This window comes from Pseudomonas sp. TWR2-1-1 (assembly GCF_049897045.1).
GTDB classification, from domain to species: Bacteria; Pseudomonadota; Gammaproteobacteria; order Pseudomonadales; family Pseudomonadaceae; genus Aquipseudomonas; species Aquipseudomonas versuta.
This window is the reverse complement of sequence record NZ_JAFCVM010000001.1, coordinates 664,872-681,332: the sequence shown is the minus strand read 5'-3', so window position 1 is coordinate 681,332 and position 16,461 is coordinate 664,872. Positions and strand designations below refer to the sequence as shown.

At 57.7% G+C, this 16,461-nt stretch carries 11 protein-coding genes and 3 tRNA genes; 11 read left to right on the top strand and 3 right to left on the bottom strand.

The window, feature by feature from the left end:
* Window positions 1-97: 97 nt before the first annotated feature.
* Window positions 98-1,111 (bottom strand): DUF481 domain-containing protein, encoded by a 1,014-nt coding sequence (locus tag ACP7BO_RS03255; RefSeq protein ID WP_060690972.1) that lies wholly within the window; start codon window positions 1,109-1,111, stop codon window positions 98-100.
* 141 nt (window positions 1,112-1,252) lie between these two features.
* On the opposite strand from ACP7BO_RS03255, the gene ACP7BO_RS03250 reads away from it, so the two are divergent.
* The 4 genes from ACP7BO_RS03250 (at window position 1,253) to ACP7BO_RS03235 (ending at window position 6,003) form a co-directional block, all read left to right on the top strand.
* A complete protein-coding gene (locus ACP7BO_RS03250) occupies window positions 1,253-1,627 on the top strand; it encodes an MGMT family protein (RefSeq protein WP_397455914.1) in 375 nt (124 codons plus the stop codon).
* Between the two features lie 42 nt (window positions 1,628-1,669).
* Entirely contained in the window at window positions 1,670-3,214 is a 1,545-nt protein-coding gene (locus tag ACP7BO_RS03245; RefSeq protein ID WP_060690970.1) for an AmpG family muropeptide MFS transporter, read from the top strand.
* 102 nt (window positions 3,215-3,316) lie between these two features.
* Window positions 3,317-5,032, top strand: coding sequence for a proline--tRNA ligase (locus ACP7BO_RS03240; protein WP_426208577.1), 1,716 nt, complete (start codon window positions 3,317-3,319; stop codon window positions 5,030-5,032).
* Window positions 5,033-5,049: 17 nt separating this feature from the next.
* Window positions 5,050-6,003, top strand: coding sequence for a hypothetical protein (locus ACP7BO_RS03235; protein WP_060690968.1), 954 nt, complete (start codon window positions 5,050-5,052; stop codon window positions 6,001-6,003).
* Here ACP7BO_RS03235 and dinB read toward each other — a convergent pair.
* Window positions 6,000-7,061: a DNA polymerase IV gene (gene dinB / locus ACP7BO_RS03230; protein WP_397455912.1), complete on the bottom strand. Its 1,062-nt coding sequence runs from the start codon at window positions 7,059-7,061 to the stop codon at window positions 6,000-6,002. The two genes, ACP7BO_RS03235 and dinB, sit on opposite strands and share 4 nt — an antisense overlap.
* Before the next feature lie 289 nt (window positions 7,062-7,350).
* On the opposite strand from dinB, the gene ACP7BO_RS03225 reads away from it, so the two are divergent.
* The 5 genes from ACP7BO_RS03225 to ACP7BO_RS03205 all read left to right on the top strand — a co-directional run bounded on the left by ACP7BO_RS03225 (window position 7,351) and on the right by ACP7BO_RS03205 (window position 12,195).
* Window positions 7,351-7,427, top strand: a tRNA-Met gene (locus tag ACP7BO_RS03225).
* Window positions 7,428-7,698: 271 nt separating this feature from the next.
* Window positions 7,699-7,775: transfer RNA gene (locus tag ACP7BO_RS03220), tRNA-Met, on the top strand.
* A gap of 160 nt (window positions 7,776-7,935) precedes the next feature.
* Window positions 7,936-8,012 (top strand) — tRNA-Met (locus tag ACP7BO_RS03215).
* A gap of 260 nt (window positions 8,013-8,272) precedes the next feature.
* Window positions 8,273-10,915 carry a bifunctional lysylphosphatidylglycerol flippase/synthetase MprF gene (gene mprF / locus ACP7BO_RS03210; protein WP_397455911.1) on the top strand — a complete coding sequence of 881 codons (2,643 nt, stop codon included), beginning with the start codon at window positions 8,273-8,275 and terminating at the stop codon, window positions 10,913-10,915.
* A complete protein-coding gene (locus ACP7BO_RS03205) occupies window positions 10,915-12,195 on the top strand; it encodes a virulence factor family protein (protein ID WP_426208574.1) in 1,281 nt (426 codons plus the stop codon). The genes mprF and ACP7BO_RS03205 overlap by 1 nt, the downstream gene beginning before the upstream one ends.
* Window positions 12,196-12,341: 146 nt before the next feature.
* Here the strand turns inward: ACP7BO_RS03205 and ACP7BO_RS03200 are convergent, their stop codons facing one another.
* On the bottom strand, window positions 12,342-14,243 hold the full coding sequence (locus ACP7BO_RS03200; protein ID WP_073508876.1) for a potassium transporter Kup: 1,902 nt from the start codon (window positions 14,241-14,243) through the stop codon (window positions 12,342-12,344).
* Between the two features lie 290 nt (window positions 14,244-14,533).
* Between ACP7BO_RS03200 and rimO the strand changes: the two genes are divergently transcribed.
* Window positions 14,534-15,871, top strand: coding sequence for a 30S ribosomal protein S12 methylthiotransferase RimO (gene rimO, locus ACP7BO_RS03195; protein WP_060690963.1), 1,338 nt, complete (start codon window positions 14,534-14,536; stop codon window positions 15,869-15,871).
* Between the two features lie 104 nt (window positions 15,872-15,975).
* Entirely contained in the window at window positions 15,976-16,440 is a 465-nt protein-coding gene (locus ACP7BO_RS03190) for a GNAT family N-acetyltransferase (protein WP_060690962.1), read from the top strand.
* Window positions 16,441-16,461 lie beyond the last annotated feature (21 nt).

The following is a 16,461-nucleotide window of genomic DNA, read 5'->3' as shown; positions in this document are numbered from 1 at the left end:
CTGTATGAAGGCGCTTGCTCGCGACGGGCATCAGACCCGCGGGTTATCCAGATCGCAGGCAAGCCAGCTCCCACAGTGAAACCCGGCGACTACAAAATCACCATGACACGCCAAAACCCGCGCTGTAGCGGGTTTTGTTAAGAGCATTGTCCGTACCACTGCCGGAGCCGATCAGGTCCTTTTCCGCCTTGAGGTTAAGCGAAGCCCATTCGGTGACTTTGTAGCGCAGGCCGATTTCAGCATCGAGACTGTAATCCGATGCGCCTTCCAGAGGCTTGCCGAGCTCTCCGCTGGTGAAAATCGAAACCGTCTTGCCCATCAAGTACCGGTTGTAGTCCCACTTCATGGCAAGGGAGTAGAAGTTGTCCTTCTTGCCGTCGGAGTATTCATAGTCCGTACGGTTCAACAGTGAACCCAGCGAAAAGGCGCCCAATTCGTCATCCCAGAACTGGTAGCCCGGGCCCGTACCCACTGTGCGCTGGCGGGAAATATCCTCCACCTCGTCGCGTTTGTAGGTCAGCCGGCCTTGCCAGTACCATTTTTCGTCAATGAAATGGTCAAGGGCGTATTCGGCGCTCCAGTTATCAGTGGTCACAACGTCGTTCTGGAACTCACGGTTGTACTCACCTTCGGCGTGGTGGCGCCAGGCCCCGTGACGAGCAGTGGTCTTGAAGTCAATGTCGTAGTCATCGGTCTTTTTCTCGGCACGCTTGTAGTCCAGCGCGACATCAACGTTACCCTTCCAGACCAGGTCTTCAATCACGGGCTTGGGCTTGATGATCTGCTGGATGCTGGCCAGCTCTACCGTTTTCGGCGCTTCCCCGTTGGCCAGAGTGACCTTGCCGTCTTCGGCCGCCGTTAACGACTTGGCCTTCTCTCCGACATAGGCATCCTGCTTGACCAGCAACTCCTGGTCGCTTTCCAGGGTTTTGACTTGCTTCCAGTCAATGGGAACGGCCCCGGCGTAATCAGTCTGAATAAGCAATTTGCCACCATCAAACACTTTGATCTTGCCGCTCAGGCGGTCGCCGTTTTTCAACCACACCGTATCGGCAAGCAAAGGCGTGGACACATTCAAGACGGCAAGGCATAACAGGGTTCTGGACAACATAAGCAGGTGCGAAACTCAGATTTGCGAAAAGATGCCGGCATTATCCGGATAGAAATGCCCATGGCATAGGAAGACCGGCCGATACCCGGGTAGTTCCTTGATCAGCCCTGCTTAAAGACAGCCCGGAATATTTTTCAAGTCATGACGCCGAGAATCTCACCCGTGGAAAACGCCAATGAAGTGCCGCTGTCGGCAGCTGAAATCCGCCGCACGGCACTCTATTCGACATTAATGCAGGTGCCCGCAGGCTACGTGGTGACTTATGGGCAACTCGCCGAGCTGGCAGGCCTGGGCCGGGCAGCGCGCTGGGTCGGGCGCACGCTCAGCCAGTTGCCTGAAGGCTCTCGCCTGCCCTGGCATCGGGTACTGGCCGCGGGCGGGCGTATCAGTCTGCCTGCAGGCAGTCCGTCCGGGGATGAACAACGGGCCCGTTTACGCAGCGAAGGCTTGAGCATTGTGAATAGTCGCGTGGATTTACAACGCCATGGCTGGCGCCCGATAGAGCACTGCGGTTAGAGTGCGCCCTTTGATTCCGCAATCAGAGGCAGACTCGAGTCCATGCCCCGTAAAACCTGGCGCGAAGCGCTAGCTGCCTATTCCAGCCCCTCAACCCTTGTACTGTTGCTGCTCGGTTTTGCCGCCGGTTTACCGTACATGCTGGTGTTCTCAACGCTTTCTGTGTGGTTGCGCGAAGCCGGTGTGGCTCGAGAAACCATTGGTTATGCAAGCCTGATCGGCCTGGCGTATGCCTTTAAATGGGTGTGGTCGCCGCTGCTCGATCAATGGCGCCTGCCGCTGCTCGGAAAACTGGGTCGACGCCGCTCGTGGCTAGTGCTGTCTCAGACCCTGGTGATCCTCGGCCTGATCGGCATGGGCTTTTGCGACCCGCAAAAACATCTTTCGTGGCTGATAGCCATTGCTGTTGTTGTGTCCTTCGCCTCTGCAACGCAAGACATTGCCGTGGACGCCTATCGCCTGGAAATTGCCGACGACAGCCGCCAGGCCGCACTGGCGGCCAGTTATATGTCCGGCTATCGGGTGGCCGCGTTGCTGGCCACTGCTGGCGCCCTGTTTTTTGCCGAAGGGTTCGGCTCAACGGGCTTCAACTATAAGCACTCTGCCTGGACCGGCACTTATGTGCTGTTCGGGCTGCTGATGGTGCCGGCGCTGCTGACCACCTTTTTCATGCGCGAGCCGCCGGTGCCATTGCGCACCCAGCTCCAGGCAGGTCGCTACAGTTTTGGCCACCAGCTGGCATCGGTTTTTGTCCTGATCGTGCTGCTGGTCTCAGTGCCGGCCATGTTCACCCAGCTCTATAACACCGACTTTGCCGGGGTGTTGTTTGAAGGTGTGAGCCCGATGAACCTGGTGCTGGAAGACCGGGCCTTCCTGCGTGCGATCCTCTACACCCTGCTCACCGTGCTTTGCCTGTCGTCCATCGGACGTCGCGGGCTGGCGCCGGTACTGACACCGGTCAACGACTTTATCCTGCGTTATCGCTGGCAGGCCTTTCTGCTGCTTGGCCTGATCGCCACCTATCGCATGTCGGACACCGTCATGGGTGTCATGGCCAACGTGTTCTACATCGACCAGGGCTTTACCAAAGATCAGATCGCAGGCGTGAGCAAGATTTTCGGCCTGATCATGACTCTGGTTGGCGCCGGCATGGGCGGCCTGTTGATCGTGCGCTTCGGCATTTTGCCGATACTGCTGATTGGCGGTGCCGCTTCGGCCGGCACTAACCTGCTGTTTATGCTGCTGGCCGATATGGGCCCCAACCTGAAAATGCTGATTGTCACCATCTCTCTCGACAACTTCAGCTCCGGCCTCGCGACTTCGGCGTTTGTGGCGTATCTGTCGAGCCTGACCAACCTCAAGTTCTCTGCCACCCAGTACGCCCTGCTCAGCTCAATCATGCTGCTGCTGCCGCGCCTGATGGGCGGCTACTCAGGGGTCATGGTCGAAAAGTTCGGTTACCACAACTTCTTCATCATCACTGCCGTCATGGGTATACCCACGCTGCTGCTGATCAGTTTGCACTGGTATCAGGAGAGCCGCCGGGCACGCCTGAACCCTGTGGTCAATCTCGAAAAAAACCCGTAATAACCGGGGAGCACCCCGCTCCCCCGCCTGCCCTGTACGGCAACACATCCCGGCCGTACAATGCCCAGTCATTTCAAGTCATCAGCACGGCAACGACTAACCATGCGCACCAGTCAATATTTGCTCGCCACACAGAAAGAAACGCCTTCCGACGCGGTCGTCATCAGCCATCAGCTGATGCTGCGCGCCGGCATGATTCGTAAACTTGCTTCCGGCCTGTACACCTGGCTGCCCATGGGCCTGCGGATCATGCGCAAGGTCGAAGCCATCGTTCGCGAAGAAATGGACGCAGCTGGCGCTCTCGAAGTGCTGATGCCGAGCATCCAACCGGCTGAGTTGTGGCAGGAATCCGGCCGCTGGGAAGAGTACGGCCCCGAGCTGCTGCGCCTTAAAGATCGCCACGGTCGCGAATTCTGCGTGGGCCCGACCCATGAAGAAGTCATCACCGACTTGTGCCGCAATGAGCTGAACAGCTACAAACAGTTGCCGATCAGCCTGTACCAGATCCAGACCAAATTCCGTGATGAAATCCGCCCGCGCTTCGGTTTGATGCGCGGCCGCGAGTTCATCATGAAGGACGCCTACTCGTTCCACGCAGACAGCGCTTCGCTGCAGGTCACTTATGACCGTATGCACCAGGCTTACTGCAATGTCTTCACGCGCCTGGGCCTGAACTTCCGCCCGGTTGAAGCGGACAACGGCTCCATCGGCGGTGCCGGCTCCCACGAATTCCACGTGCTGGCCGACTCTGGCGAAGATGACATCGTGTTCAGCAACGGTTCGGACTACGCGGCCAACATCGAAAAAGCCGAAGCCATCCCGAGCGAAACCTCGCGCGCAGCAGCCACTGAAGAACTGCGCCTGGTCGATACGCCTGACGCCAAGACCATTGCTCAATTGGTAGAAGGCTACAACCTGCCGATCGAGAAAACCGTCAAAACCCTGATCGTGCATGCTGCCGAAGAAGGCAAACTGATCGCGCTGGTCATTCGTGGCGATCACGAACTGAACGAAATCAAGGCCGGCAACCATCCGCTGGTAGCAAGCCCGCTGACCATGGCTTCGGACGCAGAACTGCGTGACGCCATTGGCGCCGGCGCTGGCTCCCTGGGCCCGTTGAACCTGCCACTGCCATGCATCATTGATCGCTCGGTCGAGCTGATGAGCGATTTCGGTGTCGGTGCCAACATCGACGACAAGCACTACTTCGGCGTGAACTGGGAACGCGATCTGCCTGTACCAACCGTTGCCGACCTGCGCAACGTGGTGGCCGGCGACCCGAGCCCGGACGGCAAAGGCACACTGGAAATCAAGCGCGGCATCGAAGTCGGTCACATCTTCCAGCTGGGCACCAAGTACAGCGAAGCGATGAAGTGCCAGGTACTGGGCGAAAACGGCAAGCCTGTGACTTTGACAATGGGTTGCTACGGCATCGGCGTTTCCCGCGTGGTGGCAGCTGCCATCGAGCAGAACAATGACGAGCGCGGCATTATCTGGAGCGATGCCCTGGCACCTTTCCAGGTGGCACTGGTGCCACTGCGTTACGAAACCGAAGCTGTTCGCCAGGCAACTGACGACCTTTACGCCCAACTGACGGCCGCCGGTTATGAAGTACTGCTGGACGATCGCGACAAAAAAACCAGCCCCGGCATCAAGTTCGCCGACATGGAACTGATCGGCATCCCGCACCGGATCGTCGTCAGCGACCGCGGCCTTGCCGAAGGTAACCTGGAATACAAGAGCCGCACCGAAGCAGAGGCGCAAGCCCTGCCCGTTGCCGATGTCCTTGCATTCCTTCAGGCGCGCATCAGTCGCTGAATCCGAATAGAGACGCCATGTTCACTCGAAGTACCTTAACCCTCGGGGGCGCCGCCATGTGCGGCGCCCTGCTGTTGAGCGGCTGTGCCAATCACATGTCGCAACGCAGCGAACACGAGGAGCGCATAGAGCGCAAACTTCTGGCCCACAGCCTCCAGATAGATGTCGGCTCACCTTCGGTGCTTGAGCTGCCGCAACGCCGTGTGCGCATCCATGAACAAAAGACCTTTGAAGTCACTGAGTTCGATGTCACCCGGCATTACGACCGCTATACGCCTTATCAGCCCTGGCGCGAAATCTATGAGGTTCCGCTGGGGGCGGTGGCAATTGTCGCCGGGGTGGGTGCCAATGTGCTTAACGTCTTCATGTTTGGCCAACTGCCTGACAGCGTGACCAAAGACTGGATCAACTACGGTTTCGCAGGTGTGAACCCGGCAATGAACGTGCAATCCCACGGCCGTGCCGAGCAGAACCTGGCTGGCATCGAGGACGTTCAACGCGACAAGCGTCTTGAATATTCAAGCCTGCCGTGGGCCGAGCGCCCGGTCGTGGTCAAAGCCGGCAAGCAGACCCACGAACTCACTACTGACCGTAATGGTGTGTTGCGCCTCAACCTGCTGGACAGCCCTTTTGCCGAGCAAGACCTGAATCGCATCAGCAAGTTGACCATCACGGTTGAAGACGCTCAGGACGAAACTCACTCTGACTCGACGCTGTCGATCAGCAGTAGCCTGCGCGGAAAGTTGCTCGAAGCGCACAACCTGATCTATGACGATCTGGAGGGTGACGACGTCAACCAGTGGGTGCACAGGGTCAAGCGCCTGTCAGAACTGGGACTGGAAGAAGAAGCCAGCGAACTGGAGCAAAGCCTGATTGAACTCACGCGCAACGATCCCGAGTTACAACGTGAATTCCTTCAGTCACTGACCCAAAATGCCGGCCGGCTGGTGGCAGATCCCGGTGTCAGCTAACGCTTGAACAACTCCAACTGTTCATAACCGCTGTTCAAATCCTGTAAACGCACACCAAGCCCGAGCAATCGAACGGGCTTGGAGCCGCGTGCGAATGCCTGGCTCAATAAATCCTGGTAACTCTCAAGATCAAGCCCGGCGCCGGACTGCTCCAGCGTGGTCTGGGTGAAATCATGAAACTTCACTTTGACGAATGGCTTGCCGGGACGATAGCTGCTGTCGATGCGTGCAATGCGCCGATTCAGGGTATCGAGCAGTTCAGGGAGTTTGCTCAGGCAACTGGCCAGATCAGGCAAGTCCGTATCGTAGGTATTTTCAACACTGACCGATTGACGGCGACTGTCGCTCTGCACGAGACGCTCATCTATCCCACGTGCCAACCCCCACAATCGCTCGCCGAAACTACCGAATTCACGCACTAGCGCCAGCTTGTTCCAGTCTCGCAATTGCAGACAGGTTTCAATCCCCAAACGCCCAAGCTTGTCGGCCGTGACCTTGCCCACCCCATGCAGCTTTTTGACTGCTAGCGCCGAGACGAAGTCATCGACCTGGTCCGGGGTGATCACAAACAGCCCGTTGGGTTTCTTCCAGTCACTGGCGATCTTGGCCAGGAACTTGTTGGGTGCAACACCGGCAGACACAGTGATGTGCAACTGATTGGAAACACGGCGCCGGATATCCTGGGCGATACGGGTAGCGCTTCCGGCAAAATGCGGACTGTCAGACACGTCCAGATAGGCCTCATCCAGCGACAACGGCTCAATCAGCTCTGTGTAATCACGCAAGATGCCATGTATCTCTTTGGAGGCTTCTTTATAAGCATCCATCCTGCCGTTAACGATGACCAGGTCCGGACACAGCTTCAGCGCATGCCTGGATGCCATCGCCGAGCGCACGCCATAAGCCCGCGCTTCATAGTTGCAGGTAGAGATGACCCCGCGATGATCAGCCGACCCTCCTACTGCCATGGGCTTGTTCGCCAGGCTCGGGTCATCACGCATTTCAATAGCGGCATAGAAACAGTCACAGTCGACGTGGATGATTTTGCGCTGAGTCATGTAAGACGGTGTTCTTTATAGTGGTAGGCAATGCAGATCAGCAGTATGTCACCGAGAACTGTATATAGCACCAGTAGTGTGATTTCTCCCCGACAGGCGTAGGAAATCCCGCGCGTGAATTTGTTTTTCTAATCGAATTACTGCCCCTGATAGAGCTACACCCTATACGCCACCTGCCCTGCAGCGGTTTTTATAACTCTCCTTTTTATCTAACCAATTGAACCAGAACACTTTTTTCTAAATTAAGGTTTGACAGCCCAGCGTATCGCTGTAGAATCCACCCCACAGACGCGGGATGGAGCAGTCTGGTAGCTCGTCGGGCTCATAACCCGAAGGTCGTCGGTTCAAATCCGGCTCCCGCAACCAAACATCGAAAAAGGCTACTCGAAAGAGTGGCCTTTTTTGTGCGCGTCAGTTTTGTAACTGACTCACGCAGAAGCGATCATCCTCGCGGGCACATCGTCCCTTGTGTAGCGGAGCAATCGTGAAGCCCACATCGCGTGCCATCTCACTCCCGCAGGATTGAGATGCCTTGAATGAGGCGGCCACCGAGAAACCACCTGCCTGATCTTATTTACTGCATTTATGCATTAAAGGTTGACACTCCACCGCATCACTGTAGAGTGCGCCCCACAGACGCGGGATGGAGCAGTCTGGTAGCTCGTCGGGCTCATAACCCGAAGGTCGTCGGTTCAAATCCGGCTCCCGCAACCAAACATTAAAAGGCTACTCGAAAGAGTGGCCTTTTTTGTGCCCGGATGTTTTCTCCCCCCCTGCCCGACTGCAGAAGCAGGATTAAATCCGGGTATTTCAATTGCTTACGAGATTTAGGGGTTGACACCTCAGCGATCCGCTGTAGAATCCACCCCACAGACGCGGGATGGAGCAGTCTGGTAGCTCGTCGGGCTCATAACCCGAAGGTCGTCGGTTCAAATCCGGCTCCCGCAACCAAACATCAAAAAAGGCTACTCGAAAGAGTGGCCTTTTTTGTGCGCGCTCGAAAAGTCTGCCGCAGACGACCATCAAAAAATAAACATCATATTTCTGAAAGTCCGTTCGACTATGCTATGCGCCAGCAATTACCTTTTTTTCACATGCCAAACCTGAACATCAGACAAACGACCGGCAACATTTTGAATAATTTTGACCAAAAGGATTGGTAACTTGAGTTTATGCCTCCATCCTGTCGCGCACGATCCACGAGGTGATTGATGCCCGATAACTCGCCAGAACTTAAAGAATCCGTTACAGCAGCCCACCCGATTGCCGCAACCCGTTTGCGCTGGCTGGATTTGTTGAGCAAATACCGTCAACCCATTGGCCTTGCACTCACTTTACTGTTGTTTGCGATTGCGCTGATCGCGTGCCGTCACCTGCTCAGCGAGCTGGATCTGTACGCCCTGCAAGACTCAATTCTGGAAGTCCCCAAACCCGCCCTCCTCGGCGCACTGGCTGCGACCGCCGTCGGGTTTGTGATTCTGCTCGGGTACGAGTGGTCTGCCAGCCGCTATGCGGGAGTCAAGCTGCCACCCAAAACCCTGGCCTTGGGTGGCTTTACGGCATTTGCCATAGGCAACGCCATCGGCTTGTCGCTGCTGTCCGGCGGCTCCGTACGTTATCGCCTGTATGCACGGCATGGCGTAGGTGCGTCTGAAGTCGCGCACATGACGTTATTTGCCAGCCTGTCGCTGGGCTGCGCGCTACCGCCCCTGGCGGCGCTCGCGACCCTGAGCAACCTGCCTGCGGCCTCTGCTGCCCTGCATATCCCTGCTTATATATTAGGGGCGATTGCTTTTGCGGTTCTGGCACTGTTTGGCTTGCTGGCGCTGGGTATTTATCGACGACGCCTGCCCGAGCAGCCGATTCCCGACAACCTGCTGGTAAAGGCAGGTCGCCGCACACTGCGCTTGCCAAGCCCGCGCCTGACCCTGCTGCAACTGGTGATTACTGCGCTGGACGTCGCCGCGGCGGCTACCGTCCTGTATTTACTGCTGCCTGAAGCACCACCTTTCGGCCCATTCCTGCTGGTATATCTGCTGGCACTGGCTGCCGGCGTACTCAGCCACGTGCCTGGCGGTGTCGGGGTTTTTGAAGCCATCTTGCTGGCCGCCTTTGCCAACCAGCTGGGTGCCGCGCCACTGGCTGCCGCCCTGCTGCTGTATCGCATGATCTATGTGATTCTGCCGTTGCTGGTCGCATGCCTGATGCTGCTGCTCAACGAAGCCCAGAGACTGATTCATACCCGCCAAAGCCTGCGGGTCGCCTCAGGCCTCGCTGCACCGATCCTGGCCGTTCTGGTGTTTATGTCCGGGGTCGTCTTGCTGTTCTCGGGTGCCACACCCGAAATCGACACTCGCCTTGAACATATTGGCTTCCTGATCCCGCATCGCCTGATTGACGCATCGCACTTTGGCGCCAGCCTGATCGGCGTACTCTGCCTGCTGCTGGCCCAAGGCCTGCGTCGACGCTTGTCGGCCGCCTGGATGCTGACCACCATTTTGCTGCTAGTGGGGGCCGTGCTTTCGCTGCTCAAAGGCTTTGACTGGGAAGAAGCCTCCATCCTGGTGCTGACCGCCAGCCTGCTGGGACTGTTTCGCCGTTCGTTCTACCGCCCAAGCCGCCTGACCGAACTGCCGTTTTCGCCGCTGTACCTGGTCGCCAGCATTTGCGTGCTGGGCGCCTCCATCTGGCTGCTGCTGTTCGCTTACCAGGACGTCCCCTACAGCCATCAACTGTGGTGGCAGTTCACTCTGGACTCTGACGCCCCGCGCGGCCTGCGCTCACTGATGGGCGCGGCTGTACTGCTGGTGATTGTGTCGCTGACCTGGTTGCTGCGCACTGCACGCCCGGTCATCCACTTGCCGGATGCGGGCGAACTGGAGAGAGCCGAAAAAATCCTCCTCGCCTCCGATCAACCCGATGGTGGTCTGGCCCTGACCGGCGACAAAGCCCTGCTGTTTCACCCGGACGACAGCGCCTTCCTGATGTACGCCCGCCGCGGCCGCAGCCTGGTGGCGCTGTATGACCCGATCGGACCGAACCAGCAACGCGCCGAGCTGATCTGGCAGTTCCGTGACCTGTGCGATATCTATCATGCCCGCCCGGTGTTTTATCAGGTGCGCGCCGAGAATCTGCCGTTCTATATGGACATCGGCCTGACCGCGATCAAACTCGGTGAAGAGGCCCGGGTCGACTTGCACCGCTTTGATCTCGAAGCCAAAGGCAAGGAGATGAAGGACCTGCGTTACACCTGGAACCGCGGCACCCGTGATGGCCTGTCCCTGGAGATCCACGAGCCGGGAGAGGCTCCGATGGATGAACTCAAGGTGATTTCAGATGCCTGGCTGACCGGCAAGAACGTACGCGAAAAAGGCTTTTCGCTGGGAAGGTTCAGCCCGGAATACATCAAGCACTTTCGCGTAGCCATTATTCGCTTTGAGGGCAACCCGGTAGCATTCGCCAACCTGCTTGAGACTCACAGTCATGAACTGTCGAGCCTCGACTTGATGCGTGCCCACCCGCAAGCCCCAAAACTGACCATGGAATTCATGATGGTCGGCCTGATTCAACATTATAAAAAGCATGGATACGCACGTTTCAGCCTGGGAATGGTACCCCTGTCCGGCCTGCAACCGCGTCGCGGAGCGCCCTTGACCCAGCGTCTGGGGTCAATGTTGTTCCAGCGCGGCGAGCACCTGTACAACTTCCAGGGTTTGCGTCGCTTTAAAGACAAATTCCAGCCTGACTGGGAACCTCGTTATATGGCCGTGCCCGCGGGACTTGATCCGCTGGTGGCACTGGCTGATACCGCCGCCCTGATTGCAGGCGGCTTGACTGGATTGGTGAAACGTTAATGAAACATCGTTCCTGGCGGTTTTTATTGCTTACCTTGATAGTTCTGGTCGCGCTTGCAGCAGGCGGCTACTGGTTCTGGAATCGCCCTGCCCCGGAGCCGACGATAGAGCACCTGAGCCAAACCGATGGCTCAACCCTGACCAAAGTGATACCCGGCCAGAAAGCCAAGGCCCGGGTCGTCATAGCCACTCCGGCCGAAGAAGCACTGAGCGACACGCAGCTGATGGCCTTGAGCCGTGGCGGCAAAGCGCAACTGGTGCAGGTGATCCTGCCCAATGAAGATTGCACCCTGCAGCAACAAGCACTGCAGACCGCGCTGCAACAGCTTGACGGCCCTGCCACGCTGGTCAGTGGCATAGGTCCTGGCGCAACCTTGGCCTGGCGCTGGCTGGCCGGGCAAACCGATGACAAGGCACAAGCCGTATCAGTCGGTTTCAAGCTCGAACAACCCGACTGCACCCTGCCCCTGCCTAAATCTGCGGCACACGGCAATTGGCTGGTGGCCTGGAACGACAACCCTGACGATCCGAGCGCCGCCTTCGTACGCGATCAAGCGAATGCACAGACCAGCATCAGCGACTACGACATTCACTACCCCCAAGTACTGAGCAATGAACTGCGCAAAATACTGGTGGGCAATGAAAACGGCGGGCTCAATATGCCTGTGGTTGAAGTGCCGGCCGGCCAGCAAAACAGCACCGTGACCCTGTTTCTGTCCGGTGACGGCGGCTGGCGCGATCTGGACCGCGACGTGGCCGGCGAGATGGCGAAGATCGGCTACCCGGTCGTCGGCATCGACATGTTGCGCTACTACTGGCAGCACAAGACCCCCGAGCAAAGCGCCACCGACCTGACCGAACTGATGCAGCACTACCGCCAGAAGTGGGGCACCCAGCGCTTTGTGCTGGTCGGCTATTCGTTTGGCGCAGACGTGTTGCCTGCCACGTTCAACCGCCTGCCTGAAGCCGAGCAAAAGCGTGTCGACGCCATCATCCTGCTGGCCTTCGCTCGCAGCGGCAGCTTTGAAATCCACGTCGACGGCTGGCTTGGCAAAGCCGGTGCAGAAGCGGATACAGGCGAAGAAATGTCCAGGCTACCTGCCGCCAAAGTGGTGTGCATCTATGGCGCCGAAGAAGTCGATGAAAGCGGCTGCACCGCCAAGACTGCCGTCGGTGAAAGCATGAAGCTGCCAGGGGGGCATCACTTTGACGAGAACTACCCGGCACTGGCCCAGCGCCTGGTAGACATCATCAAAAAGCATCAGGCAACCGCGCCGTAACCCCCGCAACCTGTAGGAGCGAGCTTGCTCGCGAGCTGTTTGCAATCGCACTGAAAGGCTCGCGAGCAAGCTCGCTCCTACAGCAGCCCAATAAAAAAAGCCCCGACTCTCACGAGCCGGGGCTTTTTTGTGTCACTCGAACAGGACTACATCTCGACCTGGGTGCCCAGTTCGATCACCCGGTTAACGGGCAACCTGAAGAACCGCAGGTTGCCGTTGGCGTTCTTCAGCATGAAAGCAAACAGCGCTTCACGCCAACGGGCCATGCCCACCAGCTTGGAGGCAATCACCGTCTCCCGGCTCAGGAAGTAGGTGGTGCGCATAGGGCTGAAGTCCAGCTCATCGAGATGGCACAGTTTCAATGCTTCAGGCACATCCGGCTCGTCCATAAAACCGAAGTGCAGGATCACCCGAAAGAAGCCGTCACCATAGGAGTCCACCTCGAAACGCCGCTGTGCAGGTACCCGCGGCGAATCTTCGTTGACCACGGTAAGTAAAACGACCTGCTCATGCAGCACCTGGTTATGCAGAAGGTTATGCAACAACGCATGGGGGACTGCATCCGGGCGCGCGGTCAGAAATACCGCCGTACCTTGCACCCTGTGCGGCGGCTGTACCCGGATACTGCTGATAAACAGCGGCAGCGGTAACGCGCTTTCATCGAGGCGATCAACCAACAACTGCTTACCCCGGCGCCAGGTCGTCATCAGGATGAACAGCGCGATCCCCGCCAGAACCGGGAACGCCCCGCCCTGAACGATCTTTGGCACGTTGGCGGCGAAAAACAGGCCGTCTACCAGCAGAAACCCAATCAATACCGGAACCGCCAAAACAGGCGGCCACTTCCACAGCAGCAACATCACCGCTGATACCAGAATACTGGTGATCAGCATGGTCCCGGTCACGGCTACACCGTAGGCCGAAGCCAGAGCACCGGAGGACTCAAAGCCCAGCACCAGCAAAATCACTCCGACCATCAAGGACCAGTTCACCGCACCGATATAAATCTGCCCCTGTTCGGCACTGGAGGTGTGCTGGATATGCATACGCGGGACATAACCCAGCTGAATGGCCTGATGGGTCAAGGAGAATGCGCCGGAAATGACGGCCTGAGATGCAATCACTGTCGCCAGCGTAGCCAGGCCCACCAAAGGCACCAGCGCCCAGCTTGGGGCCAGCAGGTAGAAAGGGTTACGTGCCGCCTCCGGGTTTTCCAGCAACAAGGCACCCTGGCCGAAGTAGTTCAGCACCAGCGCAGGCAAGACCAGAATGAACCAGGCCCGGGCAATCGGCTTGCGCCCAAAGTGCCCCATATCGGCATACAGCGCTTCAGCCCCTGTCAACGCCAGCACCACAGCGCCCAAAATGGCGACCCCCATGCCCGGGTGAGAGACAAAGAAACGCACACCCCAGACAGGGTTCAACGCATTCAGCACTTCAGGGTGTTGCGAGATCCCGCTTATGCCCAGCCCGCCCAGCACCAGAAACCACAGCACCATGATCGGACCAAACAGCTTGCCCAGCATCGCGGTACCACGGCGCTGGATCAAAAACAGCGCTATCAGGACAACCAGGGCCATTGGCACCACCCAGCGATCCAGGCCGCTGAACGCCAGCTCAAGCCCTTCTACCGCCGACAATACCGAGATTGCCGGAGTGATCATGCTGTCGCCGTAAAACAGCGAAGCCCCGATCAGCCCCAGGATGACCAGCACCGAGCGCAGCTTGGGATAAGGTGCCGCGGCACGTCGCGCCAACGCGGTAAGGGCCATGATCCCGCCCTCGCCCTCGTTGTCGGCCCGCAGAATAAAAAGCACGTACTTGATCGAGACGACCCAGATCAACGACCACAGGATCAACGCCAAAATGCCGAACACGCCATCGTGATTGACCTGCACCCCGTATCCACCCGAAAACACCTCTTTAAGGGTGTACAGCGGGCTGGTACCGATATCGCCGTACACCACACCAACCGCAGCAACCAGCATCCCGATGGGTTTTACCTTTGAATGACCGTCTTCTGCTGCCTGACTACTTACCTGCCCCATCAACCACTCCTACGATCCTGGACCGTGCTTCTTAATGGTTTGCATTATTTTGATCAGCAGCATGCGCTGATTTTCCGACTCACATTGACGAAATTACGCTGATTAAAAACCCTATTTTCGCAACGGCGCGCAGCATAGCGCAGCACTCGTCGTAAATCCCCGTATAACGCTGGTCAAGTGCGTTGACCATAGCTAAAATTGCGCACTTTTTTTGATCAGAGGCGCATTAAGCGCCCGTTCGTCGTGCAGCCTTTACGGGCATGTAACGTCACTACATACCGAGGTTCGCCATGTCCACCGTTACCACGCCAGCTGCCCCAAAGGTCGGCTTTGTCTCCCTGGGTTGCCCCAAAGCCCTGGTCGACTCCGAGCGCATCCTCACGCAGTTGCGTATGGAAGGCTACGATGTCGTCTCCACCTACCAGGACGCCGATGTCGTTGTGGTCAACACCTGCGGTTTCATCGACAGCGCCAAAGCTGAATCACTGGAAGTGATTGGTGAAGCCATCAAGGAAAACGGCAAGGTCATCGTGACCGGCTGCATGGGCGTGGAAGAAAGCGCCATCCGCAATGTTCACCCAAGCGTACTGGCCGTCACCGGCCCGCAGCAGTACGAGCAAGTGGTCAATGCTGTTCACGACGCCGTACCGCCTAACCTGAACCACAACCCGCTGATCGATCTGGTGCCGCCTCAAGGCGTCAAACTGACTCCGCGCCACTATGCCTACCTGAAAATTTCCGAAGGCTGCAACCACAGCTGCAGCTTCTGCATCATCCCTTCGATGCGCGGCAAGCTGGTAAGCCGCCCGGTGGGTGACGTACTCGACGAAGCCCAGCGCCTGGTCAAGGCCGGCGTCAAAGAGCTGCTGGTGATTTCTCAGGACACCAGCGCCTATGGCGTTGATGTGAAGTACCGCACCGGCTTCTGGAACGGCGCGCCGGTCAAGACCCGCATGACCGAACTCTGCGAAGCGCTGAGCTCGCTGGGTGTCTGGGTGCGTCTGCACTACGTTTACCCGTACCCGCACGTCGATGAGCTGATCCCGCTGATGGCCGCCGGCAAAATCCTGCCGTACCTGGACATCCCGTTCCAGCACGCCAGCCCGAAAGTGCTCAAGGCCATGAAGCGTCCGGCGTTTGAAGACAAGACCCTGGCCCGTATCAAGAACTGGCGCGTCATCTGCCCGGACCTGATCATCCGCTCGACCTTTATTGTTGGCTTCCCGGGCGAGACCGAAGAAGACTTCCAGTACCTGCTCGACTGGCTGACAGAAGCGCAACTGGATCGCGTAGGTTGCTTCCAGTACTCCCCTGTGGAAGGTGCTCCGGCCAACCTGCTGGACGCGGCCATCGTGCCGGATGACGTCAAGCAAGACCGCTGGGACCGCTTCATGGCCCACCAGCAGGCCATCAGCGCTGCCCGCCTGCAGATGAAAATCGGCAAGGAGATCGAGGTCCTGATCGACGAAGTGGACGAACAGGGCGCTGTTGGCCGCTGCTTTTTCGATGCCCCGGAAATCGACGGCAACGTATTCATCGCCACCGAGAAAGATATCAAGCCCGGTGACAAGATCATGTGCCGCGTAACCGATGCCGACGAGTATGACTTGTGGGCTGAAGTGATCTAAACAGCGATCACTGCTCAAAAAGCCCTGCCGCGCTCGCGTCAGGGCTTTTTTTACGACTATCGTTAACCTGTCGCTTCCATCATCAGTGTCAGGAGACACGTACGATGCAACAGAAATGGGCTATCCATACGCCACGCCTTACGGACTTCGATGAATTGACCGACGTGTGGGAAGCCTCGGTTCGCGCCACCCATGACTTCTTGCCCGACAGTTATATTCAACTACTGCGCCAACTGGTCAGAGACCAATATCTGGACGCGGTGATGCTGATTTGTTGCAAGGATCCTGTCACCAAACGCATCAGCGGTTTTGCCGGTGTGGCGGCAGGCAAGGTTGAAATGCTCTTCATCCACCCGCACTTCCGGGGACAAGGCATTGGCAAGTGCCTGCTCAAATTCGCCATGGATGAATTGAATGCACAGGCTCTGGACGTCAACCTGCAAAACCCGCAAGCCATCGGCTTTTATTTCAAACAAGGCTTTGAGATCGTCGGGCGCAGCGAAAAAGACGGCATGGGCCAGCCTTATCCGCTGCTGCACCTGCGGTATAAGCGCCCAACACGCGCATAAGGCAAATGTTGCCGGGCTTAA